The organism is Mucilaginibacter sp. P5_A4, assembly GCF_056400605.1.
In genome coordinates this window covers 128,068-152,485 of the sequence record NZ_JBFUKX010000001.1, presented here as the reverse complement: position 1 = coordinate 152,485, position 24,418 = coordinate 128,068, and the positions used below count along the sequence as shown (strand labels likewise).

General features: G+C 45.8%; 19 protein-coding genes. 14 read left to right on the top strand and 5 right to left on the bottom strand.

All coding sequences use genetic code 11. The annotated features are described in order from the left end of the window. Positions 1-2: 2 nt before the first annotated feature. Genes AC1DQW_RS00650 through AC1DQW_RS00640 form a run of 3 tightly spaced genes read left to right on the top strand, consistent with a single transcriptional unit; the run spans position 3 to position 4,716 of the window. Positions 3-2,030 (top strand): hypothetical protein, encoded by a 2,028-nt coding sequence (locus AC1DQW_RS00650; RefSeq protein ID WP_477452371.1) that lies wholly within the window; start codon positions 3-5, stop codon positions 2,028-2,030. Between the two features lie 2 nt (positions 2,031-2,032). Beyond that, on the top strand, positions 2,033-3,499 hold the full coding sequence (locus AC1DQW_RS00645; protein WP_477452370.1) for a ComEC/Rec2 family competence protein: 1,467 nt from the start codon (positions 2,033-2,035) through the stop codon (positions 3,497-3,499). Positions 3,500-3,501: 2 nt separating this feature from the next. Then, positions 3,502-4,716, top strand: coding sequence for a ComEC/Rec2 family competence protein (locus tag AC1DQW_RS00640; protein WP_477452369.1), 1,215 nt, complete (start codon positions 3,502-3,504; stop codon positions 4,714-4,716). Positions 4,717-5,257: 541 nt separating this feature from the next. Here the strand turns inward: AC1DQW_RS00640 and AC1DQW_RS00635 are convergent. After that, positions 5,258-7,597: an nSTAND3 domain-containing NTPase gene (locus tag AC1DQW_RS00635; protein WP_477452368.1), complete on the bottom strand. Its 2,340-nt coding sequence runs from the start codon at positions 7,595-7,597 to the stop codon at positions 5,258-5,260. Between the two features lie 169 nt (positions 7,598-7,766). Continuing rightward, positions 7,767-8,606 carry a hypothetical protein gene (locus tag AC1DQW_RS00630; protein WP_477452367.1) on the bottom strand — a complete coding sequence of 280 codons (840 nt, stop codon included), beginning with the start codon at positions 8,604-8,606 and terminating at the stop codon, positions 7,767-7,769. A 180-nt stretch (positions 8,607-8,786) separates the two neighbouring features. Between AC1DQW_RS00630 and AC1DQW_RS00625 the strand changes: the two genes are divergently transcribed. From AC1DQW_RS00625 to AC1DQW_RS00605, 5 genes are all read left to right on the top strand, one after another. Further along, positions 8,787-9,863 (top strand): ComEC/Rec2 family competence protein, encoded by a 1,077-nt coding sequence (locus tag AC1DQW_RS00625; protein ID WP_477452366.1) that lies wholly within the window; start codon positions 8,787-8,789, stop codon positions 9,861-9,863. After that, positions 9,860-11,236, top strand: a complete 1,377-nt coding sequence (locus AC1DQW_RS00620) for an ABC-three component system protein (protein ID WP_477452365.1) — start codon at positions 9,860-9,862, stop codon at positions 11,234-11,236. The genes AC1DQW_RS00625 and AC1DQW_RS00620 overlap by 4 nt, the downstream gene beginning before the upstream one ends. Further along, entirely contained in the window at positions 11,217-11,762 is a 546-nt protein-coding gene (locus AC1DQW_RS00615) for an ABC-three component system middle component 1 (protein ID WP_477452364.1), read from the top strand. The genes AC1DQW_RS00620 and AC1DQW_RS00615 overlap by 20 nt, the downstream gene beginning before the upstream one ends. 4 nt (positions 11,763-11,766) lie before the next feature. Next, positions 11,767-14,865 carry a hypothetical protein gene (locus AC1DQW_RS00610; RefSeq protein WP_477452363.1) on the top strand — a complete coding sequence of 1,033 codons (3,099 nt, stop codon included), beginning with the start codon at positions 11,767-11,769 and terminating at the stop codon, positions 14,863-14,865. 381 nt (positions 14,866-15,246) lie between these two features. After that, entirely contained in the window at positions 15,247-16,368 is a 1,122-nt protein-coding gene (locus tag AC1DQW_RS00605) for a Fic family protein (RefSeq protein WP_477452362.1), read from the top strand. Between the two features lie 13 nt (positions 16,369-16,381). On the opposite strand, the gene AC1DQW_RS00600 is transcribed toward AC1DQW_RS00605, so the two are convergent. Together AC1DQW_RS00600 and AC1DQW_RS00595 are read right to left on the bottom strand one after the other, a co-directional pair. Continuing rightward, positions 16,382-16,729 carry a helix-turn-helix domain-containing protein gene (locus tag AC1DQW_RS00600; RefSeq protein WP_477452361.1) on the bottom strand — a complete coding sequence of 116 codons (348 nt, stop codon included), beginning with the start codon at positions 16,727-16,729 and terminating at the stop codon, positions 16,382-16,384. Between the two features lie 107 nt (positions 16,730-16,836). Continuing rightward, the gene (locus AC1DQW_RS00595; protein ID WP_477452360.1) at positions 16,837-17,544 is read right to left on the bottom strand and encodes a hypothetical protein; all 708 of its coding nucleotides are present in this window, start codon (positions 17,542-17,544) and stop codon (positions 16,837-16,839) included. A 293-nt stretch (positions 17,545-17,837) separates the two neighbouring features. Between AC1DQW_RS00595 and AC1DQW_RS00590 the strand changes: the two genes are divergently transcribed. The 5 genes from AC1DQW_RS00590 to AC1DQW_RS00570 are packed head-to-tail and all read left to right on the top strand — an operon-like array spanning position 17,838 to position 20,450. Continuing rightward, on the top strand, positions 17,838-18,104 hold the full coding sequence (locus tag AC1DQW_RS00590; protein WP_477452359.1) for a helix-turn-helix domain-containing protein: 267 nt from the start codon (positions 17,838-17,840) through the stop codon (positions 18,102-18,104). Next, entirely contained in the window at positions 18,101-18,439 is a 339-nt protein-coding gene (locus tag AC1DQW_RS00585; protein ID WP_373015893.1) for a hypothetical protein, read from the top strand. The genes AC1DQW_RS00590 and AC1DQW_RS00585 overlap by 4 nt, the downstream gene beginning before the upstream one ends. A gap of 44 nt (positions 18,440-18,483) precedes the next feature. Then, a complete protein-coding gene (locus AC1DQW_RS00580) occupies positions 18,484-18,954 on the top strand; it encodes a hypothetical protein (RefSeq protein WP_477452358.1) in 471 nt (156 codons plus the stop codon). Further along, entirely contained in the window at positions 18,936-19,487 is a 552-nt protein-coding gene (locus AC1DQW_RS00575; RefSeq protein ID WP_477452357.1) for a BfmA/BtgA family mobilization protein, read from the top strand. Before AC1DQW_RS00580 ends, AC1DQW_RS00575 begins: the two co-directional genes overlap by 19 nt. Before the next feature lie 12 nt (positions 19,488-19,499). Beyond that, complete coding sequence (locus AC1DQW_RS00570) at positions 19,500-20,450, top strand: DUF5712 family protein (protein WP_477452356.1); 951 nt, start codon at positions 19,500-19,502, stop codon at positions 20,448-20,450. 111 nt (positions 20,451-20,561) lie between these two features. Here the strand turns inward: AC1DQW_RS00570 and AC1DQW_RS00565 are convergent, their stop codons facing one another. Continuing rightward, complete coding sequence (locus AC1DQW_RS00565; RefSeq protein WP_477452355.1) at positions 20,562-20,786, bottom strand: helix-turn-helix domain-containing protein; 225 nt, start codon at positions 20,784-20,786, stop codon at positions 20,562-20,564. Between the two features lie 591 nt (positions 20,787-21,377). On the opposite strand from AC1DQW_RS00565, the gene AC1DQW_RS00560 reads away from it, so the two are divergent. Then, positions 21,378-24,413 (top strand): SusC/RagA family TonB-linked outer membrane protein, encoded by a 3,036-nt coding sequence (locus AC1DQW_RS00560; protein WP_477452354.1) that lies wholly within the window; start codon positions 21,378-21,380, stop codon positions 24,411-24,413. Positions 24,414-24,418 lie beyond the last annotated feature (5 nt).

Here is a 24,418-nt window from a genome sequence, read left to right as displayed (position 1 = left end):
CCATGAGCAGCGCACCTTACCTTATCCGGAAGCCAGATTACCGCAAATTGCGGGGCTATGCCTTCGACCCTTCGTTATCTCTTCGTATGGATACCGTTCAGATCAATCAGATCGTTTATAAGGTCTACTGGGAAGAAGGGCTTTTGCCGGGTCCTAAAGGCGAATATATCGAGGTCATCGATTATGATCCTTCTACTGGCATTTTCTATATGCCGGTCGACCTGAACCACGCCCATATCCTCGCCGCGGACGGGCTGGATACCAGCGAAAGCAATCCCATGTTCCATCAGCAAATGGTCTATGCCGTGGCAATGACCACGATTCAGAATTTCGAAAAGGCCCTGGGGCGCAGGGCGATGTGGAGCAACCGCAAGATCGACAATGACAAAGGTTCCTATTATTTGCAATTCGTCGAAAAGCTGCGGATATATCCCCACGCGCTCCGCGAGGCGAATGCTTACTACAGTCCGCAAAAAAAGGCCCTGCTGTTCGGTTATTTTTCAGCCAGTCCGGAAGACGTGACCTTGCAAATGCCGGGTTCCCTTGTCTTTACGTGCCTTAGCCACGATATTGTAGCGCACGAGACGAGCCATGCATTATTAGACGGTATGCACAGTAGTTATACCAGTCCGTCTAACCCCGATATGCTCGCCTTCCACGAGGCTTTTGCCGATATCGTCGCCCTGTTCCAGCACTTCACTTTTCCGGAAGTCCTCAAGCACCAGATCTGCAAAACCCGCGGCGACCTGGAAAGCCAGAACTTGCTGGGAGAACTGGCTCAGGAATTCGGCAAGGCGATCGGACACTACGGCGCACTGCGCGACGCGATCGGTGGGATCGATCCGGTGACCAAACAGTGGAAACCTCAGGTGCCCGACCCGGCCGCCTATATCAATACCATGGAACCTCATGACCGGGGAAGTATCCTGGTCGCTACCGTTTTCGAAGCCTTTCTTTCCATCTATAAAAGCCGGATAGCAGACCTGTTGCGGATCTATACTGGTGGTACAGGTATTTTACCTGAGGGTCAGATCCACCCCGACCTGGTCGACCGGCTGGCCGACGAAGCTGCCAAGACCTCCGGACATGTTCTCCGCATGTGCATCCGCGCGCTGGACTACTGTCCGCCGACAGATCTCAATTTCGGGGATTACCTGAGGGCACTGATCACGGCCGATGTCGACAGTATCCACGAAGACAGCCGGGGGTACCGTCTGGCTTTTATCGACGCTTTCCGCAAGCGGGGTATCTACCCGGCCGGGATCAAAACCCTTTCGGTCGAAAGCCTCCTTTACAAAGCCGAAAACATACCGACACTGGATACGCAGTTCGATATCCTCGGCCGGTTTTTGCGGGAATTCCGGGAAGCGGTCTATTATACAGATGTCCGCTCCAAAATATTTGAGGTCACCAACGCGTTCATCGCCGGCGGAAATATTGGTAACGGTTATATCGAGGGACTGCATGAGCGGATCACCAAAAAGTTTGATGGTTCCTGGGATTTTGAAAAACTCACCGGACTCGTTTTTACTGATGACTGGCAGGCAATGGGCATTAAAACTTCCAAGGCTCACCACTTCGATGCGCCATCCTTCAGTATTGACAGTCTTAAACTGGCGAACCGGGTTGGACCGGATGGTAAGATCATCAACCAGATCGTTCTGACCATGATCCAGCGCAGCGTGATCCGCTTCCGTTTTACTGATCCGGACGACCGGGACTCTGCCATATTTGAGGGTGCCAACCCGCAGCCTGCGGCCCCGCTGCCCCCGGATTGTTTTGAGTTCCGCGGTTCCTGTACCCTGATCTTCGATCTGGATACCCTGAAACTGAAATATGTCATTGCCAAGCCTTTGCTCGACCTGGCTAAGCTGGGCAGTAATATCAAAGTCTTGAATGACGAAAGACTGCGTAAGCAGTTCCGATTTATGTGTAATGAGGATAACTTCAATGCCTTCAGTCTTTATTTCAGCGATGCTTTCCAAAGCGCGCCTGCCGAGCCTTTTGCCCTGATCCACCAAAGCTGTTAACGATGATAGAACATGTAGAACAGATCGTCTTCCGTACGTACCGCATCGGTACCGGAGATTGTTTCACCCTCAAGTTCCTGAAAAAAGGAACGGTTTCTTTTACCATGATGATCGACTGCGGTTCCTGCAAAGGCGACAGCGCTTATTTCAGCGGCTTTGTAAAGACCATCAATGCGGATCTTCAGGGGAAGATAGACTTGTTGGTCATTACGCACGAACACCTGGATCATATCATCGGCTTCTCCAGGGCGCAGGCGGAATTCGACAAGATGAACATAGGCCAGGTTTGGGTTGGCTGGACAGAGGACCCGACGAACGGGCTTGCCGCTGACCTGAAAAAGAAATACGGCAAAAACGTAGCGGCGCTGAAGTCAGCCATTTCAAAAATGAACGGATTCCTGGACGACCCGGGTTATGCGGATAAATTCGGCGGGGAATTCGGCGTGAGCCAAACCCTGGGTGCAAAAAAGACCTTTGCTGCCAGCTTGCAGGAATCTCTCGAACTTTATCAGGAACCGCTGCCAGCGAAGAGCGGCAGCGGACGAACCGAGATGTCGCGCGCGATGGATTATGTCCTCAAAGTGCTGAGCGAGAAAAGTGGGCAGTCACCGTTTTACTGTAAGCCAGGCGCGCCTGTACCTGCATTACCCGGAACCGAGGGTATCCGCTTTTATGTACTAGGGCCGCCGCAGGACGAAACCGCCCTTAAAACGGAAGTGGTCAAGGACGATGTTTACGATCGTAAAACCTCGTTTGCCGATAACCTAGGTTTCGATACGGCCCTTGCCGGCAGCCTTGATGAAGATTGCCTGCCTTTTTTAAATTGCTTTGCCCTAAGCGAAAATGAAAAGCAGCAGGCCTATATACAAGCTTTCGGACAGCCTGATAATAAATACCGGAATATCGACTGCGACTGGCTCAATTACGCAGGCAGCCTGGCTATCCGGCTGGAAAAATACATTAACAATACCAGCCTGGTACTGGCCATCGAATTTGCCGACAGCGGTAAGGTTTTGCTTTTCCCAGGCGATGCGCAATCCGGCAACTGGGAAAGCTGGCATGACCCTAACTTGAAATGGTTCATTGAAAAAAATGGCGGCCAGGTTACTGTTACCGTAAAAGACCTGTTGCGGCGTACTGTATTTTATAAAGTAGGACATCATCTCAGCCATAACGGTACCGCCTCCCGGAGCGGCCTTGATCTGATGGAAAGCCAGGAATTGATGTCGGTAGCCACACTCGATTATGGACATATCAATACGATCTGGAAAAACACCATGCCGTCGCCTGGTGTGCTCAGTACGCTGATCCGCAAAGCCAGGGGCCGTGTATTCCGCATAGACGATGGGCTGATCGCCACACCAGAGGCATTAGCCGAGCGTGCAAAGTTTAGCAAAGCCGATGCGGACGCCTTTACCTCCAGTTATAAAATAGACAAGGAATTCATTGAGCTAACATTTAACACCTGACTATGAGCGACTATTACGCTTATGTGGACAAGTCGAACGCAGAGGAAGAAAATATCTTCCTGGAGTTCCATTGCCTGCCTGTGCTGACAGCCGGTGACTGGCCCACACTGGGTAGTCAACAATTCCGGAACATATTGCTCGAAAGCAAAATTCCGGTGATCAGTCTAGGCAGCACTCAGGCCGGTTTACGCGAACGTTTACCCTTTCAGCAGGCAGGGGATCTGGAATCGGATTGGTACCGCTTGCGCACTAACACCCAGCAGCGTGGCCTGCCTGCCGATCTTTTCCCGGATGAGAATGCTGAAGCGAATCCTATTTTTATCGAAGAACTGATACCGCTGCCACCGGAAACTGCAGATGCACTGAACAGACTTACGAGCATCGATGATGTGGAAGATGCTGAAGTGGACGTCATTGATACAGAACTCCGGCACAACGCTGGCTGGAACCCTGAATTTATAGCCGTTTATAATGTAGGGCAGGGTAACAGCAATGCGATTTGTAATGACCAGGGCAGCCCGCTGCTGTACTTCGATCTTGGCGGCGGCTGCTATAAAAATAAAGGAACCTATCCCAGCACGCTTAATTTTTGCATGACTTACCGGCCGATCATCATTCTCTCCCATTGGGATACTGACCATTATGAGAGCGCCAAAAGGAATACTGCTTATCAAAACGGAACGTGGATAGTTCCCCGCCAAAGATTCGGCCCGGCACATCAAAAGTTTTTCCTTCAATTAAATAGTGCAGGCAAGGCGCTGATCTGGCCGGCAACCCTGGGAAGCCGCAGTTTCCAATGGGGAACGATCAAGCGCTGTACTCATCCCGATCCGAAGAAGAAAAACCATTCCGGCCTGGCGATGATCGCCTCTTTGTCACCCGTTTCGAATACGATAGCGGAAGTGCTACTGCCTGCTGATGCTGCTTATACCTACATCCCCGGGCACGGAACCTGCGATGGGCTTGTGGCGACGCACCATGGCGCAGAATTCGATGCCTTGAACGCGCCCGTTCCGGGAGCCAAGGGCAGAAATGCCATCGCTTATTCATTTGGTGCGGGAAACAGTTATGGTCATCCCCGCGCGCCAGCTGTTACCGCGCACCGACACAGCAATAGGAAAGATACCACCGGCGGCCACATCGCTTTAACCGATGGCACCATTCCCACCCTGCCCTGTGGCAGTGGCTGTAATTTAGGGATCGTTCAAAACTATTGATGACTTGACCGTCGGTTTCAACTAATTATTTTATACAGGTATTATCGCCACTCCCTGGAACTGTCCAAATGCCTGCCAATTGCAGCGGACACAGGCAATATGCCTAAATCGCAATTTTTTACAGGGGCGTGTCCTGCGTTCGTATTTTGAACGTATGCAGCAAGCCGCGAAGAATTGTACAATGCCGTCTGGTCTAAATCCGTCTCGCATTTAGTTGCAAAATGGGGCGTTAAAAGCTGGGATATCAAACGTTGGTGCTACGAACGCGATATCCCAATGCCCGAACAGGAGAACTGGGCCAGGCTCAAACACGGCAAGCAGTGGAACAGCCGCCCTTGCCGCCAAAAGACGAGGCCGAAGAACCCATCGTTGATCAGACCTCCCGGCAAGTTGAAGAGCCACCCCGGGCTAACCCAGTATAAAAACTTTGTGGGCCTGATCTCGACGCTTGACTTTCTCGTTGATCACCCGACCATCATCGATGATCTGACGAAGAAATGGCTCTCACACCTGGAGGTCTTTTCCAAAAAATCGCCCGCCTTCACCTTTCAAACAAACGCTCGATCTTCTTTTCCTCATCATCCCAAGGAAAGGACTCGGCGGGCGTTTGCAATCCCGGCTCATAATCATCGTGATCATAGTCTTCGTCGATGACTTTGGAGAACAGGATATCACCGTCGAAATCAACCTCGGTCACAAATTCATCGTGAAAATCTTCAAGGCCGCAGTCCTTTAGAAAAACAGAGTAGTCTTCCTGCATCTTTTCCTGGACCAGCCAGATCGCGTCAGACCGCCCGGACTCCCGGTAGGCCGTAACGATCTCTTCCTCATCGGCCTGGATGTCCAGGTCATTGGCGGTAGAGGCATAACATTCATTGACTTTTCGCATGAGTACCTTCATAAAAGTCTCTTCTGCCTCCCATTCCTCTTGCGCTATACCATAGATGCGCAAGAGCCTGATGATGCGGTGGATATCCATACTGTCTTCCGCGAGCTCAACCATCGCGATAAAATAGGCCGTCCAATGCCCCCGGATATGGGCCTCCGCGTCTGGAAATTCATCTAACTGATCCAATACATCTTTCAGTTCGCTAAAAGCCACGCCGTCCAGGGCGCGTGGATCGATAGCGGTCAGCTCTGACATTAAGGTATCCTGGTCAACATGGTACAGGAAAAATGTCACATAGATCCTTAAGATGATGAGCCGGCAAGCGTTCGTATTAATAGCATGGCCGATCATCTTCGGCGCCAGTATTTGGAACCGCTCATAAAATTCTGCCAAATGCTCTGCGGGGAATACGATCCCGTTGGTGATCCCCGGCATAAAATAATTGGTGATCTGCCGCGTGTAGGCCGCGGAGAATAAGATCCGTTTTTGCTCTGCCGGCCGGGCTTTCAAGTAATGGATCATGAAATCACCCACTGAAGGGTTCAAAAAGCTGAAGGTCTGGTAGCCTGTCTCCAGGTGCTTGTGAGCGGTGATAAATCCGTTCATCAGCTTCTTCAGCGATTTCCGGAAAATGTCCAGTTTTCGCTGGTAGCCATTGAACTCTATCTCGTAACTGAGCCGCGCCTCAAAAGCCTTTTCAAGGGTAGCGTAGCCCACCTGGTAGCCACCGAGGCTAAACAAGGTGATCAGCAGGAATTGTTCCTCTCCGGTCAGTTCTTCATTAAAAGCATACTCCCAGATCAGGCTGGGGTTTTCCAGCCAGTAAAAAATCTGGTCTTCTACTTTTTCCGTTTTGATCGGCTGCAGGTTCTCTTTGGTCGTAATATGTTCGATCAGCCGTGGGAAATAATTGCGGTGGTCAATGATCTTCAGGTAATTTTTGGACTTAAAAAATATGTCATACTGCGCCGCCGGCAATCCTGAGTGATAGAGATGATAGTACAGGATCTTGGCCTTGTCCAGTTGGGAATAGGCCTCGATACACAGTTCGTATTTGGACATTTCCCCGAACTTCGCCCGGTGGAACCTTTCGAAGCGTGCCTCGGCCTGGTTCAGGATCGTTGTCCGGGTCGTCATGACCAGCATCTTGTTCGGCGTATCCTTGATACGTTCGATAAACCCCACGATCTTGCTTTCTGAATTGCGCGGGTTCAGTATTTCCGAAAGGTTATGCCCGAAGAAGTCATCGAAGAAAACGACCTGCTTGCGGTCGGGGTCATTGCCCATGACATCCTCCGCATCACTGAGCAGGTCGTCCACATAGATCATTTGATAACCGTTGGCCATCATATCGCACATCAGTAAATAGGATATCGTCGTTTTACCGATACCCGGCTCCCCGGAAATGATCAGGAAATGATGCTCGTTGAGCTTATCGACCGCCTGCTGAAAGCTGATGGTCGGGACGTAACGGCTTACCTTATCTAGGATCTTCTTCTGAAAAAATTCTGAGCGGCCGTTCACCGCATTGTGCAACACCGTTTCCATGACCCTCGTACTGGTCAGCCACAGCTTATAATATTTCTTCTGCACGTCTCCATACTTGGCGATCAGGTTGACGATGCGCTCCTTGGCATAAATATCCTGGGAATTTAACAAGTGCGGCGCCATCGAAGCGGTGACCTCATCGATCTGGTCAACGCTCAGATCCAGCGTGGTCATCAGGATATAACGTGAAGGCTGCGGGGAAAGGTCGTCCATATTGGCCTTCTCCCTGACCAGAGCCGTCTTCAGGTCCGAATACTTGGAACGTATATAATGCTTGGCCTGTACGATCACCTGGTTTTCCTGGTCAGCGGCATAACGCAGGTCGATGCCCTTATCTGCTCCCGTTTTAAAGATCTGGAACAACAGGCCAATCTCCCGCTCTAAGAGGTCCTTGCAAAGCTCTTCAAAATCTTTATCATTTAAAACTTCTAACTGGTAGGACATATTTTAGTTTATCGTGTAACAAGCTAATATATCAATTTTATGAATTGCCATTGCACATTATACCGGGCAAGCGCAGGCCGTAGTTATTTATTTAGATATGTGATGTTAGGTTCATGAATAGCCCATTGCAAAAATCGTTTACTAACTACCGTTACGTTAGCTTCAGGGTTTATAATACGCTCACCTGAAATTGCCCGAGCTTATGGTCCAGAATCTTTTGACGGTAGGTATCGTTATAGCTGACCAAAGTTTCCCAAAGGCCCATTTTTCCGAAGCACCATAACAGCAGACCGATCCTGTCGTTCAGATAATTTTCGGCAAGGATCTGCGCAGCTTCCCCCGGGGTTAGCGTGGAACCGAGTTTGGTCAATAAATAAGCATAGCTCACCCCATCATTCGACTTCAGCATGTCCCAATGGTATTTAAACCCATCCTGGTATTTTAAGAACAGCCCTGTCAATTGAAAATTGCTCAGCGATTCCCTGATCGTGTCAAAATTCGCGATCAAATGACCCTCCGGAAAATGCTTCAGCATCAGTTTTAAACACATTTTGTCGTTAAATATTTCCCAATTGTCCGCGACCTTCTTTAAAAAATATGTATCCCAATGTTCTTGCAACCGTTTATATGCCCGCTCCCGTACGCAACGGTAGCGCGAGGACAACAATGCAACGATAACCTCACGCTGCAGCTCTTCGTGGACGTTACCGATCAGGTACATTAGGGTATACCCACAGCTTTCCCGTTTGGCAAATCCGGTCAAATTGACCATTGACATGAGTTCGGCGATCAGTTCCAAATGAAGACCTTCAGCCGTTTCGGCCATATCCCCGCTGATTTTCCGAGCCGCCCATTGCCTCACCTGGTAATGCTGTTCGAAGGAAAGATCGAAAAACATGGCAGCTTCAGATGGGGACAGCGCTAAGATCAGGGGGTAAACCACCTCCATTTCACTATAGGAAAGGCGCGGCTGCTCGGTCAGTGCCCGTAAATATTGTAGTTTTTCCATTGTCTTGTTGCAGGGGCCAGTGCTTGCCGGCCCAAAGGTTTGCACAAATATAATTAACTATTTATTTGCATATCTTTACAGGCGAACCCATATCTTAACCTTATTTTTCAATATTTCCCGACAGTGCGCCATGGATAGTAAGTTTGAGAAAGAATGCTGTCCGTTTTGTTTTTTACTTAAATGATGAAGATATTTTTTTTAAAGGCCACTTATGGCGATTGCATCCGGATCTGTTTTCCGGATACGGCCGGCCACATAAAAAACATTTTGATCGATGGCGGGACCGCCGACACTTACCAAGTAGATAAGGGCAGTAAAGGACGTACGGAGGACGGCGACCTAAAGGATCTGGTAGCCGACCTGCGGCGTAATGACCAAAAGATCGATCTGCTCATCATTACCCACGTGGATGACGACCATATCGGCGGCATTCTCAAGTGGTTTGAACAGGACCCTGAGGCTCACGGGCTGATCGTCGAGGTCTGGTTCAATTCCGGAAAGATCATTGCAACCACACTTAAGGCTAAAGAGAACCCTGACCTTAAGAGTTGGATCAGGCCGGTTACTGGCCCGCAGACATCCATCGCACAGGGCATCGAATTCGCCAACTACATCCAGGGATATAATAAGGGGAACAGGGAAGCGATCCTTCAGGGCGATGTATTGAAACGTTTTGGCTTGACTTTTAAGATTTTGTCGCCAAGTAAACCTAAACTGGAACTACTATTACGCAATTGGAAAAAGAAGGATCCGGACCTTAAAACGGCGACAGCGCTGGATGACTATCGTAAAAGCTTACTGGAGCATATCGCCCAGGATAAATATACCCAGGATGGCGCATATCCCAACGGCAGTTCGATCGCGTTTATACTGGTTTACGGCAGCAAAAACCTGCTGTTTCTGGGTGATGCCCACCCCTCTGTTATCGTTAAAGGGTTGAAAATATTCAATTACACGCCGCAGCATCCGCTGAATGCCGAGCTGGTCAAACTGGCGCACCACGGCAGTAAGGGCAATAATAGCGTCAAATTGTTCAATTGCCTTGAGAGTGCCAATTATGTGATCAGTTCCGACGGGAGCGTTAGCCAGCATCCGCACAAACAGCTTCTGGCAAGGCTGATCAATCTCAAACGCAACGCCAGACTTATTTTTAATTATAAAAGGCGCATGGAAGCGATCTTTACGGATCAGGACAAAAAGGACTTTCCGGATTTCGAATTGGTCTATGCAGAAAAGCCCCTGGAAATCCAGCCATGAACAAAGACGATATCAAGAAATATATAGTTTGCATCAACGGCGGCAGCGGCGTGATCTTCCAGCCAATGGATGCTTCCAGTACCTATATACTGACGGCTAAACATGTATTTGAGGATATCGATACCGGCTTCGCGGGTACGGTCAAAATCGAATATTATGAGGTAGCCACCGCCGGGTTTAAAGAAGTTACGCCCTTCGCGCTTAAGCCAGATGTGAATTATTTCCCGCATCCTGTCGAAGGCACCGATATCGCCTTGCTAAAGATCGACCGCCTCGATACTCCGGCAGACCTGTTATTAAAGGAAGACGTCCTTCATGACGACCACGACTACCTACTGGCCGGCTTTCCCCAGTTAAGGCGTTCCGCCAAGGGGCTGAACCGGATCCGACTGGACTCCGACGTCACCATCCTGCAGGATAAAGAATTCCAAAGACGCGAAGCAGACATCAGTAAAAATCCGAATTTAAAAGAGCTCAAAGGGCAGTCAGGCGGAGGCTTTTTTAAGATCAAGGACAAGAAGCTGTTTGTTGCCGGTATCCAGGCCCAGATCGCCGCCGAGGACGAACAACTCGGCAAGGTCGAATTTACACCCATCGAAGTTTTCGGCGAGATCATCCTATCCAATCAGGCACTACTGGAGCAGTTGGTCCCCTATTATATGAAGGGTTTCGGCTGCTTAAAAGAAAACGCCTTTGTCCTGCCCTATGATTTGGAAACCAAAACGGTGATCGGGAAGATCACCAAGGTCATCAACCAAAAACTCACCGCGGCCTGCGATAGTGATTTTACCCCGATGTGCATCAAGAATAGCCTCGGCGAGAGTCAGTTGCTGATGTCTGGACAGGATCCCCAGCTGCTGTATTTGAAATCCCTATGGGTCCTTTGGCTGGAGCTGATGGCTATGGTGGCGGTCGCTACGGGAAAAACGGTGGTCAAGGCGGATTTTAACGAGCTCTTTAACAAACTGCGGCTTTTACATTCGGAAACGGAAAATGATTTTTGGGTAGAACACTTGTATGATGTGGGCAGGACGGACTTCGGCTCACTGGCTGACGATGGCCTTGTCATTATATCTTCCCGCAACGTGCCGCGGCCGGGCAAATATATCCTGGATAAGGCGCAGATACTGGATGAGATTGGCTGGGTCCGCGAGGAATATGAGGACACGCAGCCGGCATTGCCGAGTTACGGGCCGGAGGCGATAGATATTCACTGCGGGACAAGTTTCCCCTATGACAAATTCAAATTTATCCATATTGAATACTTTAAACGCAAACTGATTGTGGAGGACTTTAACGATTACGCGGAATTGAGCGATCCGAAAGCTATCCTTAACCTGTTAAAACAAAAATATGAGCAGTACATCAAATAATGACGCCCTGGATGCGGTACTGGAAAAAGACTTTCCGGCGGCGGATGTTGAATACCACCAGCAGAAACTCGGCGGGACCATTCATGTTTTTTTGATCCGGTTCAGCAACAGCCAGGCTTTACAGGATGGCTGGCGCAGGCTATCCAACGCCATAGCAGTTTATTTCCAAACCAAGCTGCCTGACGAGTTCGGAAAATGGAATACCTACCTCTTCTTTATCAATACCGGTCCCGTAAATCGGGATCTGAAGTATAAGATCGAAAATGATACCTTCTCCAGCCGTAAGATCGTTATCGAAAACGATATGGATTTCCAGGAGATCATCCAAAAACACGTTCTCAACGGTGACCTGAAGGTGGCTGTTAAGCAAGCGCCAGTTGCCCAGGAAGAATTCGTAAAAAATCCAATTATCGCCAAAGCTCTTGAAAATAAAACCGTAAGCGGCAAAAGCACCTATAGGCCCGATGCCAAGGATGTATTGCAGAATATCCGTTCAACCCTTAAAAGCCCAAAAGATGCGATTTAAAAAAGTGGAGATTTCTGCCTTCCGGATCTATGACAAGCCGGCCGATGCAACCTTTGATTTCACCTTAAAGACCGGCAAAGCCGCCGACTTTATATCCCTCTACGCGCCAAACGGGTTTGGGAAAACCTCTTTCTATGACGCGGTCGAATGGGGAATGACGGATAATATCCAGCGTTTTTGGCAGAACGAACTTTTTCATGAGGCCATGACCTCCCAAAAAGGGAGTTCGGATGAACAGGTCAAGATCCTCCGGAATACATTTTCGACTCGGAAAACGCCATCATACGTAAAGATAACGACCGATACCGCTGAACAGAACCGTGTACTGAAGGCGCATGGCAATAAAAAATGGGATATCGCTGATAGCGACAGTTGTGAGAACCGCGGTTTCCGCAAAGTGATCCTTTCCCAGGAGTGGATATCGGCGTTTTTAAAGGAGGTCGACGGTGAAAAAAGGCTGGCCCTTTTTATGGATAATCCCGACCTGGCAGGTTTGAACGCTTATTATCGCAACCTGACCGACCTGATCAATGCGAATGCCGCCGTGATGGCCACCTTAAACACCGACCTGGCCAAGGAGAAAGAGAATATCGTGGAGATCAAAGAGGGTAATTTACTGGAGAGTGTCAATGCGTCCATCGCCAGTCTACACCGTCAAAACGAATCACTTTCACCGATCAAGCTTACTTCGACCAATAAAGAAGCGCTCGACCTGATCGACCAGATCGCTGCCCGACAAATTTCGATCACGGAGCGCGTCAAGACCCATCGGACACTATACGGGGAACTGGGCGCGGCAATGACCGGTAATCAAGAAATATCAGGGGTTGATCTTTATTTCGAACACATGGAGCAGAAAGAAGCGTCAGAAACCGAGCTCAAGTCAACCGACGCCATGCTGGCTGGCTTTACCTTACTTGATAAAAGTATCAGCGAGATCAAAAATCTGAGGCAGATCCAGGAAGAGCATTATGCGAAAATAGATGATCTGGAAAAGTTGCAGCTGCAGTTTTCCGGTTACCGCACAACAGTAGATACCCTGAACCAAAAGGGAAAAGCCAAGCTTAAAGAACAGGAGATCCTGACGACAACGCGCAAGCCCCTGAACGAAATGCGCAAGACCCGACAGGAACTGCGCAACAAAAATGATTACCAATACTCCCGTCGGATAGATCTTGAAGCCAAATTGAAAAATTTTCCAACGCTTAAGCTGGCCATTGACAGCTTGCAGGAAAACCTGGAAAAATCCGATGTCGACATCACGCTGATAGGCCGAGAGATTTCGGCAGTTACCAATGACATTAAGCAGTTGCAGCAAGAGATCAAAACGGCCACTGCCCAGCAGGAGCATGTTAATTCGGGTGACTACGGCAGACTCATGAAAGCCATACAGGAATCGCACCCCGACCTCTTTGCCAGGTTGCTGGATCAAAAAAGCCGGCTCAGTGAAAGGACCAAGACCCTGAATGAAATTGACCAGCGGATCAGTCAGCAGGAATCTTTCAATAAAGAGCTGGAGGCGTTCATCAAAATGGGCCTCGACCTTATCAATCAATCACAAACAGATATCTGCCCTTTATGTAACCAAGGCTACGAGTCCTATAAAACGCTGGCCGGCAAAGTGGCTGCCAACAACCTGCTTGACAGCGCGCTGCAAGATCTGATCAAGTCGAAAACGCTCATCCAAACGGAACTTAATACGCTCAAAACAAAGATCGCTGTTCATGACGGTGAGTTGCGGGTGATCATCGATGGCGTCATTTCCGCACTCAACACCCGCCTTAGCCAGAAGAAGCAACATGGCGATAACTTGAATAATGAATTGAAATTGGTCAATGCCAGTAAATCCAATAAAAAGGCAGACCTCGACCGGATCAACAAAGAATTGGGAAGCGAGTCGCAGGAAGATTATGTCAAAAAGATCGAATCAGAAATTGCCGATCTTCAACGGACCCAGGAAGTCTTGCTGGCTGAATTAAAGGAACTGGAAAACAAAATGGCACCGCTGGCCGAGACGGAGCAGATCTCAGCAGTCAAGATCAAACTGCTGGAGGAGGATATCGCGCAACTCAGGGCAAACCCGGATTACTTACTGATCCTGGACTGGTTCAGGACCAACGAACCCAATACCGAGCCCTCACCACTGCCATTCACAACCCGCATCAATCAACTTAAAGTCGCTATTGTTGAACTATTGGCCCGAGTTGCTGAGCTCGAACAGCAACGTGAACGCGCTGAAAAAGAACTGGCGGCAGCGAATCAACAGGAATTGCTTGCCCGGAAAAAAGTACTGGCGGCGTCCAGGGAAACGCTAATCAAAGCGATCGCTAACTTCGAGACCTATATTTCCCGGTTCGGAAATATGGATACTGCCCGTTCCGACAAAGACCGCCTGGTCCGCGAGCTGGAGGCACTACGGCGCATCAGCATGGAAGAAATCGCCCGGCAACAGGAACTGGATACGGTTTACCAAACCCTGTCCGGCTATGCCAAAAACCTGCTGCCATTTTTGCGGTCTGAAAATGCAAGGCTAAGGGCCGTCGCTATCCAGGAAGAACTCAAGCAGCTGGAAAAAGAGATCTTACCCATCCTGGAAGCGGAAAAAAAAGCCGTGCGCAAAAGTCTGGAGGAAAAGATCGAGTCATTTTTTTATACCGGCCTGATCAACCAGATCTATAATAAGATCGACCCGCACCCGGAATTTAAAGCCGTAGAATTCAAAGCTAATTTTGATGCCGCCACGCCGACGCTCGACGTTTTTGTCACCAATGGCGAAAGCGAACAGTCCCTTGTGCCGAACCTTTACTTCAGTTCTGCTCAGATCAATATTTTGAGCCTCAGCATATTTTTGGCGTCAGCACTTAATTCACCCGAATACGATTGCATTTTTATCGATGACCCGGTCCAGTCAATGGATAGCATTAATGTTTTATCAACAATCGACTTATTCCGCAGCATCATCGTCAATGAAAACAAACAGATAATACTTTCGACGCATGATTCAAACTTTCATAACCTATTAAAAAAGAAAATGCCACCTCACCTTTTTGACTCTAAATTCCTGGAACTGGAATCATTCGGAAAAGTAAAGGTATCTAGGTAATAGCAGATGATCCGGGTTTGAGCCGGAACCAGACAAGTGAGCGCTTGTCTGGCGGTGCCTGTTTTCAAAAATAGATCTCCCATTGCCGGCAGATCACCACGGCCATACCGTCACCTTCTTCTCGGTAACCGTATTCATAACAGAAATTGTAGACATTTTTACGTGCCATCATGAAAAATTTAGTGTACTAAACAAGTAATTGCTTAATAGAACTTCTTTACATTTATAAAGTTTCCAAAAACATATTAAAGCGAAAATCGAGTTATACCTTAAAACTTTCTAATTTTAAGGTCATCGATACCCTCTGGCATGGCATTAATGCCACAAAAGCCTTTCGCCTTAAAATGTTTGATTTTTAATGTCAATAATGTACATTTGCTTATGCCATACCGAGTAAACCCTGACCGGAATGTTCCCTGGAATACCTTGCCGGAACTGCCAATTGACAAACACCTCTATGAAGATGTGGAAATTTACAGTCAATTGGGTAATGCCAAAGCGGCGCTTGGCCGCTTACAGGGCAGAAGTATCGTCATTCCAAACCAAGGGCTGCTCATTAATTCTATTAGTTTACAGGAAGCGAAAGCATCCAGCGCAATAGAAAACATCTTTACAACTGATGATGAATTGTACCAGGCCTACAGTGAAGAACAAATTCAGCAACTCACCGGACCGTCTAAAGAAGTGCTGTATTATCGTGAGGCCTTATGGGAAGGTTATGCCTATTTGAATGAAGATCAGGTTTTTGACGAAGATTACTTTGTGAAAATGTACCGGATCGTTAGCCAGTTTAATGATGGCATCAGAACACCCATCGCCCAGATCGTCATCAAAGAGGGCGGCACCGGTCCCAATGCCGGTAAAGTATCCTATACGCCGCCAAGAGGCAAAGGAATAGTCGAAGCTAAACTTCACAATCTGATCGAATTTTTGAATGACGACAAAACTTATTCGGTAGATCCATTGCTCAAAATGGCCATTGGTCATTTTCAATTTGAGGCGATACACCCTTTCCGCGATGGCAACGGCCGCACTGGCAGGATTTTCAATATCCACTACCTGACCAAAAAAGGCTTGCTGGATTATCCGATCCTTTTTTTAAGCCGTTATATCATGGACCATAAAGAAGATTACTACGCCGGACTTGCCGGGGTAACCCAAAGAGGAAGTTGGAAGAACTGGTTGTTGTATATGCTGAAAGCCGTCGAGGTGACTTCGAACATCACCTATGACAAGATCAATGACATCGTTAGTGCAAAGGATGCCATTTTAAAAGCCATCATCGAAGATACCGACATCGCACGCCCCGAATCGCTGGTCAACGCCATATTCACCCAACCTTACACGCGGGTAAAGCACCTGGTCGGCGGCAATATTTATGCGGAAAATACAGCCAGAAAATACCTTGACCAGTTAACAGACATGGGTGTTTTGGAAAAGAGAGTAATCGGTAAAGGCAATTATTACCTAAATCTGGAACTGTACAGGATACTATCTGAATAACCTGTGCTAACCATTATTTTCTTCGCAGCTTGCGCTTAAGTTTCAGTGTTGCCGCTTTTTCCTGTATTTCCCTGTGCGTAAGCTTTTGATGGGATTGCAACCAGTTCATTAACATCTTTTTTGAAAACCGGATACCCCCACCGGGTAAACCTATATAAGGCAATTCTCCGGCAGATTTTAACTGGTAAAGCGTTTGACGGGAATACCCGGTTATTGTTTCGGCGATCTCATATCCGCCAATTTCGTCTTCGTCATTTAAGGTTTCATCAACCAGCATGAACCTGGTCATACATTCTTTTATAATGACCATTAAATCCGCAACGGTCAGGTCAATCAAACGCGTGTTTTTATCTATATTCATAGCTGCAATTTAACATCACCAATCGAAAGCCACTGTCTCTATTACTTCTTTATTACCATCTCTATTACCACCTGGGGCTCGAACCTGGGACAGTGAAAATATTTAATCTAAAAACCCTTTCTTCGATAATTCGGCCAGCTATTCACTTGTCCAATCAAAGTAGTAGACTTCAACTTCGGATAATGCAATTCCACGTATTCTTTAAAAGACTTAATCGTTTCAATATTATCCCATTCCATCGCTGTGAGGCAAAGCATCGGCCATTTTTTGGTGTGCATCATAAAACTATATAATTGGAGGTATGGCGGTGCCTTTTCAAATGCTTGCTCAATAAGCTCATCATATAAAGCTTCTTTAAGTATTTTTTTAAAATCCATGATTAGATCATAAGTTACCACATGCAGGGTACCCCATTTTATTAATTCCGCCATGTGTGGCATTTTCTTGTCATCAAAGAATAGATACAAGTAAGTGATAAAATCGAATTCGGTTACATCACAAAGATCCTTACTGAAGTAGGCATAGATTTTTTTAAATGCCTCCAATGAAAATCCGTCCTTCAGTTTATCAATGACAAAACGGATTACTTCGTTTTCCTTTTCGATGATCTGCTCCATATCGACCCCTTTAACACTACCATCCGGCAACTCCAGTGCATACCTAGATTTAGAGAACAACTCGAAATAATAACTTTTAAAAAATATGGTCTTCCGCTCAAAAGTTACCTGCACATATAAAGGATATGTAAGCTGTCCGTGAAAGTCAACCTGCTTCAGACGGTCATTTAAGTAGGTTTTGTAACTGATTTTATTCACTTTTTTAAAAAATATTTTTTGATGCTATTTGGCTGTTTTCGGTGTTCACTGCTTCTAACTAACCGATGATTATTTATTAAGCTTAATCAAAAATAAGCAAACCAAATTAAGGTGCTTTCTGATTGAACAGGTTAAAATTAATCATTTGTTTTGACATATTTTATTTTATCAAAACAATATTTTATATTTGATTTATGTGAAAGCGACTGCAATTCAATTAATTGCGGATTAGGGGTAGCCATTCCCATAAAGTAGCGAGTGGCGAGACATATGACTACTATTAATTTAATACAATGACATCAAATGAATTAATTACAAAAGGGGATCTGGAAGCATTCGAGAAAAGGCTCATTGAAAAAATAGAAATTATTCTTCAGCCGGGGAAAGGACAAAGCAAGCAATGGTTAAAAAGCAAAGATGTGAGAAAGCTATTGAACATCTCCCCTGGTACTTTACAAAACCTGCGTATCAACGGTGCGCTTAGCTATACCAAGATTGGCGGCATGATGTATTACAAACTGGAAGATATTCATAAAGTACTGGAAGGAGGGAAACATTGAAACCAATAGTTAAAACAAAAGAAATGGCTGCCTATGCCGAGCGAGTAAGGCAAATGGGTAAGAATCCGCATCTGCTCGCTACCCACGTAAGCATGTATGCAGCTTTGTTTGTCTGCTGGCAACGGAGTGGGTATAGTAACCCGTTTCCGGTTAGCCGACAGTTGCTAATGTCCTATAGCCGGATCGCATCCACCGCTACCTATCATAAATGTATAAAGGAACTGGAAACGTTTGGGTACATCTGTTATTACCCATCGTATCACCCGGTAAAAGGCAGCCTGGTTGAGTGGCCAGAGGATAAGCATGATAATAGATCGGCTGATCACTTGATCTAAGGATAGCAAGATCAGTTGATCACATGATCTAAAGATCGTTAGATATGTTGATACCCAGATACGAAATGAACCCACACAATGAATGCTTCGCCCCCAATAGCGAAACGCTATTTCCAAAAGATTTTAAAAACGAAGACATCCCTAATGCAATAACCTGTATGCGCAAATCAAATAATTTTATGGAGAGTAATTGTTCAAGTCCGTTTTTGAAGTTTAGCAGCATTAACTCTATCAACTTTCCTGTAGCAGCGATCTGGAATGTGCGACAGTCAAAACGTCCTTTTCTTCTTGGAAGAAAAGGAGCAAGCGGAAGTTGGGCAGAGCCCTACTTTGCTTGCCATTTGCGCTGCAAATGGGGTTTTGCGTATCCTCCGGGGATACTTTACCGCGTTTTTACCGGCAAAAAAGAAGAAAACAGGATACCCGGCGGTATCCTGTATAGATATTTAAAGGCATATCCTGTTATACAGTCTAATGCCTCGTTAAAAATTAAACGATGGAAGATATTAATGTAAGATCAGTAAGGTACCCAGTTTCCGTTGATCAGAAGTTTGAAAAGATCGCCCTTAAACTGGGCCGCACAAAGCGTCTGCTTTTTATTCAGATGGTCGATTATTTCTATAAAAGCAAGAAAGATCCTATAGACCTGAATGATGAACTCTTAAAAAATGCGCTGATGAAGAACCATCAGCAGTACATCGGTTTTATTAAGGCACAGGAAACTATGCTGCTCATTCCTATCAAAACAGAGATGGATAGGGTTTCCCAATCACAGCGGAAGATCATCGACCGCTTTAATTCCGAAGTGCTGAAGCATAATGTGGATGTGTTAAATAACCTGCAAAGCCATGCCAAAGCCTTCGGGGAAGTAGCCCGCGTCATGGATGCGATCTTGAAGGTTATGAAAAGTAAGGAGACTCTGAAAGAACAGTTCCTGTTTATTCTGGATGGTTATATCAGATCCAGGGAGGCTTTTGGCATGATGACATCGGGCAGGGAAAAAGATGAACTGATCGCTATTACGAAAGAGCAGATCAGGTTATTATAACGAATCAACTTTATGTTTATAAATATTACCGACAGTAAAGAAGCTGCTAACAAGGGCAGCAGCAGCGGATTGGTTCATTACCTGGAAAAGGAGAACCGGATATATAATAAGGGTGAACCCGAGTATTGGTTCAATGGGCTACATGTCAGAATAGATCCATACGTGGCTATGCGGACAATAGATAACAATATCGCTAAGTTAGGGAAGGACGATGCGAAATTCTTCCTGCTTAATATCAGCCCCAGTCAAAAGGAAATCTCCTTTTTAAAGGAGCAATACGGCGAGGGTGGTGCCAAAGACCAAATGAAAGGGTTTGCTGTCAGAGTGATGGATGCCTACGCGCAGAATTTTAAACGGGAGAGCATTAACAGCCATGAAGATCTGATATGGTTTGGGAAGCTGGAAAACTACCGTTATTACACCCACAATGACCCGGAGGTTAAACAAGCCATCAAAAAGCGGGGCGATCGCAAGGAAGGTGAGCAGATGCATGTGCAGGTCATTGTCAGCAGAAAAGATGCGACCAACAAAATCAAGCTTAGCCCGATGAATACATCAAGAGGGAGGAATGAAGATCATTCTAAAAAGATGGGGCAGTTTGATCGGGTGGCTTTTAAACAGTGTGGCGAAACCCTGTTCGATGAATTATTTGAGTTTGACAGGCTACTGAAAGATACAATGGCCTATGCCAATGTTCAGAAAAACGGTAGCCTTGCCGAACGGGTGTTGATGGAAACCCGCAATCAGGAAAAAGAAGCCATACACTCAGGCATCGGCCTTGCAGAAGATCAGCCCGGTATAGACTTAGCACTCGGCATTCATCCATATTTTCCCACCATAGATCAGCCTCTTGAAGATTTTATTAGTCCTGTCCATGTCGACATCAAGGATGATGTTGATGATGAGGCTATACATGGGAGAAATCGCCATAGGAAAAGACAGGCAAGGACTAATACAAGGTAACGATGATTTAAAATCTTTCTCGCAACTTAATCACAAAGCCAATAAAATATTATTATTCTGGGCGGGTATTGCCGTGACCTGTCCCTTATGGAAAAGGGATCAATCAACGTATCATTTTTCCTTCATGATTTCCATTATGCTAACTTCTAATGCATCACATACCTCCAGTAAAGTCGAGTGCATATAGTCTCTTCTTGCGTTTTCTATTCTGCTTATTTGTTCTGCATTTACACTGCATCTATTTGCCAATTCGGCTTGGGTCCAATTCTTCTTTAATCTCAATTCTCTAACATTATTCCCGATAGTTTCGTAGTGTTTGAGATACTTCTCCTTCATAAGGGAAATTTCGCCCCTTTATGAAAATATTCTCTTGTCAATATTGACAAGTATAAATTTATTATTTACCTTTAAATAAAATTAGCTAATGAAAGGTTATTAAAATTTAGGTTATAAATACTGAAAGAGTCTCGTCGCTCTTCGTTGACACCCAGGATGCGAGACGGTAAGTTAAATGCCCATATCCTTTGCTTAATACTTTTTTGTATTTTGTGAAAGGGATGGGGCTTGCCGTAATTCCACTTCTTGGGGTGTCAACGAAGGGCGGTGGTTGGTAAGGCTCATCCTTTTTACTTACCAATATAAGACTCATTATCAATAAAAAATGAGTTTAAAACTGTCGCACTTCGGTTATGCAAGGACTGCTATTTACAGCGACGGTCATTTAGTGCATTTTTCATTTCTTCAAGAAATTCGATCTCAATTTCTTAAAAACCGGTTTAAAAACATCATCAAATCTCCGGATTGAGTTGCCAGGGTAAACGGCAACCTAAGATCAGCTTAATAGTTAATAGTCAATTTCAGGTTGTCGTTTTCCTTTTCATAGTCTTATCTGACTAATCTTTTAATCAACTCAACTAAAGAAATTTCATGAAAAAAACTATACTTTTTATAGTGCTGGCCGCGCTTTGCCTTTTTTTCAGGGCGGCAGGACAAATCATAAATAAGCCACAAGGTCAAATCATCACCGGAAAAGTCACTGATGAACAGGGCACCCCGCTTCCCGGAGCAACCGTTAAATTAAAAGGAGGCTCAATTGCCGTAAATACAGCCGTAGACGGAACTTATACGATTGGCCCTGTTTCTACAAATGACATACTTGTAATTAGTTTCATAGGCTATCAACTAATAGAAATACGACTATCCGAACTTCAAAAACAACAATTCAACATCCGTTTAAAGAACAATACTGGGTTATTGGATGAAGTACAAATAATCGCTTATGGAACCACGACTAAAAGACTAAGTACAGGTAATGTATCCTCTGTCAAAGCAGCCGACATTGAAAAACAACCTGTATCTAATCCTTTAGCAGCATTAGAAGGGCGCGTACCCGGATTATCTGTCACACAAAGCAGCGGGGTTAGCGGAGCAGGATTTAAGGTTCAGATTCGCGGACAAAGCTCACTTTTACAAGGTTCAGACCCTTTTTACATTGTTGATGGTGTTCCATTTGTAACCGGTAATTCTGCTTTAAACCAGATTTCATCTGCTGCCAGTTCTTCTTCAAGCGGCACCGGCATGAGCCCTTTCCAATTAATTAATCCTGCTGATATAGAAAGCATCGAGATATTGAAAGATGCCGATGCAACAGCTATCTACGGTAGCAGGGGTGCTAACGGAGTGATCTTAATAACCACCAAAAAAGGTAAACCCGGATCTGTTAAAGTGAACTTCAATACCTATTCCGGTGTGAGCAAAGTGTCACGGACAATGGATATGCTGAATACGCAGCAGTATTTGCAAATGCGGCGGGAAGGGTTCAAAAATAGCGGGCTTACACCAACGACAACAAATGCGCCTGACCTGCTGCTTTGGGATACCACGAGGTATACAGACTTTAAAAAACTATTGATCGGAGGTACTGCTCATACGACTGATGCACAGCTTTCCTTATCAGGAGGGAATGTTAATACACAATTTATTATCGGAGGGGGCTATCATCATGAAACAACCGTATTCCCAACTGATTTGGGCGATATACGCGGTTCCCTTCATTTGAGCCTAAATCATCATTCAACTGATAATAAATTGAACATTGCATTCACCGCAGGTTATGCCACCAATAAAAATAACCTGACAACGACTGACCTCAGCAGCTATATCAACTCGAACCCAATGCTGCAATTGTACACGCCTGACGGGAAGTTAAACTGGGCAGAAGGAGGCAAGGCTTATTCGAGCCTCGGTATCCTGAACCCCAATCCGCTTGCGTTTCAGTATCAGAATTACACAGGAAAGTTTAACAACCTGAATAGCAATTTAATGATCGGATATCATATCATACCTGATCTTCTCCTAAAAGTAAGCATGGGGTATAACTTGGTAAACAGTAATGAGGTCGCTACTTTTCCAAGCACATCTATTAATCCCTATTCGTTGCAACTACCTTATAGTAATTTTGCAAATCGGACATTCCAAAGCTGGATAATTGAACCACAAGCCCAGTACACAAAAACGCTCGGTATTGGAAAATTGGATGTCCTGATCGGGGGAACATGGCAGGATCAATCCAGCAACGGCCTGACCGTAGCCGCCACAAATTACAATAATGATCTGCTGTTAAATTCCATAGCAGCGGCAGGTACTATACAGAGCAACAATAGTTACAGCCAGTACCGGTATGAAGGAATCTATGGGAGGATAAATTATAACTTACAGGATAAATATATCATAAATATAAGCGGCAGAAGAGATGGTTCGAGCCGGTTTGGCCCACAAAACAGGTTCAGTAATTTTGCAGCGTTAGGAGCCGCCTGGATTTTTTCGGAAGAGAAATTTATAAAAAATAAGCTTAGTAACATCATCAGTTTCGGGAAACTCAGGGGAAGCTATGGCATTACAGGTAATGACCAGATCGGCGATTATCAATACCTGGATACCTGGACACCGGTGTCCGACACTTATCAAAACGTCAGCAGTTTAAATCCGACTTCGCTGTATAATCCGTCTTTTCAGTGGGAGAAAAATAAAAAGGCTGAGCTTGCATTGGATTTAGGTTTTTTAAATAACCGGATATTATTGTCTGCCGCTTATTTCAGATCGCTTTCAAAGAACCAGCTTGTTAACTATACTTTACCGACACAAACCGGTTTTACATCCATATTAGAGAATCTCAATGCCACTATTGTCAATAAAGGCTGGGAGTTTCAGTTAAGCAGTAAAAACATCAGTTCACACGCCTTTACCTGGAACAGCTCATTTAATTTAACCATACCTAAAAATCAGCTACTTGCATTTCCTGGATTGGAAAGTTCAACCTATGCCGGTACCTATATTATTGGCCAGTCCGTATCGAGCAGGTTGGTTTATCACTATTTAGGTGTTGATCCGCAAACCGGCGTTTATCAGTTCCAGGATGTTAATAATGATGGAAAGTATAATCAGGCAGACAGGAACACGCTTGTTAACACCGACCCTAAATTTTATGGTGGATTTCAGAACAGTGTAAGTTATCAAAATTTCCAGCTGGATATATTTTTCGAGTTTAAAAAACAAAACGGCGTTAATTACCTGTCGAACCTTGCCGGAACCGTTCCGGGGTACAAGTATTATAATCAACCTGTAATCGTCTTATCCCGCTGGCAAAATCCCGGAGATATCGCCGACATACAAAAGTTTACCAGTGCAGGCGGCCCTGCATTAACAGCTTCCAATCTTTACCTGCGAAGTTCAAACGCGATCTATTCAGATGCTTCTTATATACGCCTTAAAAACGTATCGCTGTCTTATAGTATTCCGCAATCGTTACTGAAAAAGCTGCATTTGGTTAATTGCAGGATCTATTTACAGGGACAGAACCTTTTGACGATGACCAATTACATCGGAGCCGACCCTGAAAACCAAAGCTTTTTTGTACTGCCTCCATTAAGAACAGTTACCGCAGGTATCCAACTAACCCTTTAAACATT

Coding starts and splice junctions, on each gene's coding strand:
- AC1DQW_RS00650 (WP_477452371.1), top strand. CDS start 3: ATGAGCAGCGCACCTTACCTTATCCGGAAGCCAGATTACCGCAAATTG.
- AC1DQW_RS00645 (WP_477452370.1), top strand. CDS start 2,033: ATGATAGAACATGTAGAACAGATCGTCTTCCGTACGTACCGCATCGGT.
- AC1DQW_RS00640 (WP_477452369.1), top strand. CDS start 3,502: ATGAGCGACTATTACGCTTATGTGGACAAGTCGAACGCAGAGGAAGAA.
- AC1DQW_RS00635 (WP_477452368.1), bottom strand. CDS start 7,597: ATGTCCTACCAGTTAGAAGTTTTAAATGATAAAGATTTTGAAGAGCTT.
- AC1DQW_RS00630 (WP_477452367.1), bottom strand. CDS start 8,606: ATGGAAAAACTACAATATTTACGGGCACTGACCGAGCAGCCGCGCCTT.
- AC1DQW_RS00625 (WP_477452366.1), top strand. CDS start 8,787: ATGATGAAGATATTTTTTTTAAAGGCCACTTATGGCGATTGCATCCGG.
- AC1DQW_RS00620 (WP_477452365.1), top strand. CDS start 9,860: ATGAACAAAGACGATATCAAGAAATATATAGTTTGCATCAACGGCGGC.
- AC1DQW_RS00615 (WP_477452364.1), top strand. CDS start 11,217: ATGAGCAGTACATCAAATAATGACGCCCTGGATGCGGTACTGGAAAAA.
- AC1DQW_RS00605 (WP_477452362.1), top strand. CDS start 15,247: ATGCCATACCGAGTAAACCCTGACCGGAATGTTCCCTGGAATACCTTG.
- AC1DQW_RS00600 (WP_477452361.1), bottom strand. CDS start 16,729: ATGAATATAGATAAAAACACGCGTTTGATTGACCTGACCGTTGCGGAT.
- AC1DQW_RS00590 (WP_477452359.1), top strand. CDS start 17,838: ATGACATCAAATGAATTAATTACAAAAGGGGATCTGGAAGCATTCGAG.
- AC1DQW_RS00580 (WP_477452358.1), top strand. CDS start 18,484: ATGTTGATACCCAGATACGAAATGAACCCACACAATGAATGCTTCGCC.
- AC1DQW_RS00575 (WP_477452357.1), top strand. CDS start 18,936: ATGGAAGATATTAATGTAAGATCAGTAAGGTACCCAGTTTCCGTTGAT.
- AC1DQW_RS00570 (WP_477452356.1), top strand. CDS start 19,500: ATGTTTATAAATATTACCGACAGTAAAGAAGCTGCTAACAAGGGCAGC.
- AC1DQW_RS00565 (WP_477452355.1), bottom strand. CDS start 20,786: ATGAAGGAGAAGTATCTCAAACACTACGAAACTATCGGGAATAATGTT.
- AC1DQW_RS00560 (WP_477452354.1), top strand. CDS start 21,378: ATGAAAAAAACTATACTTTTTATAGTGCTGGCCGCGCTTTGCCTTTTT.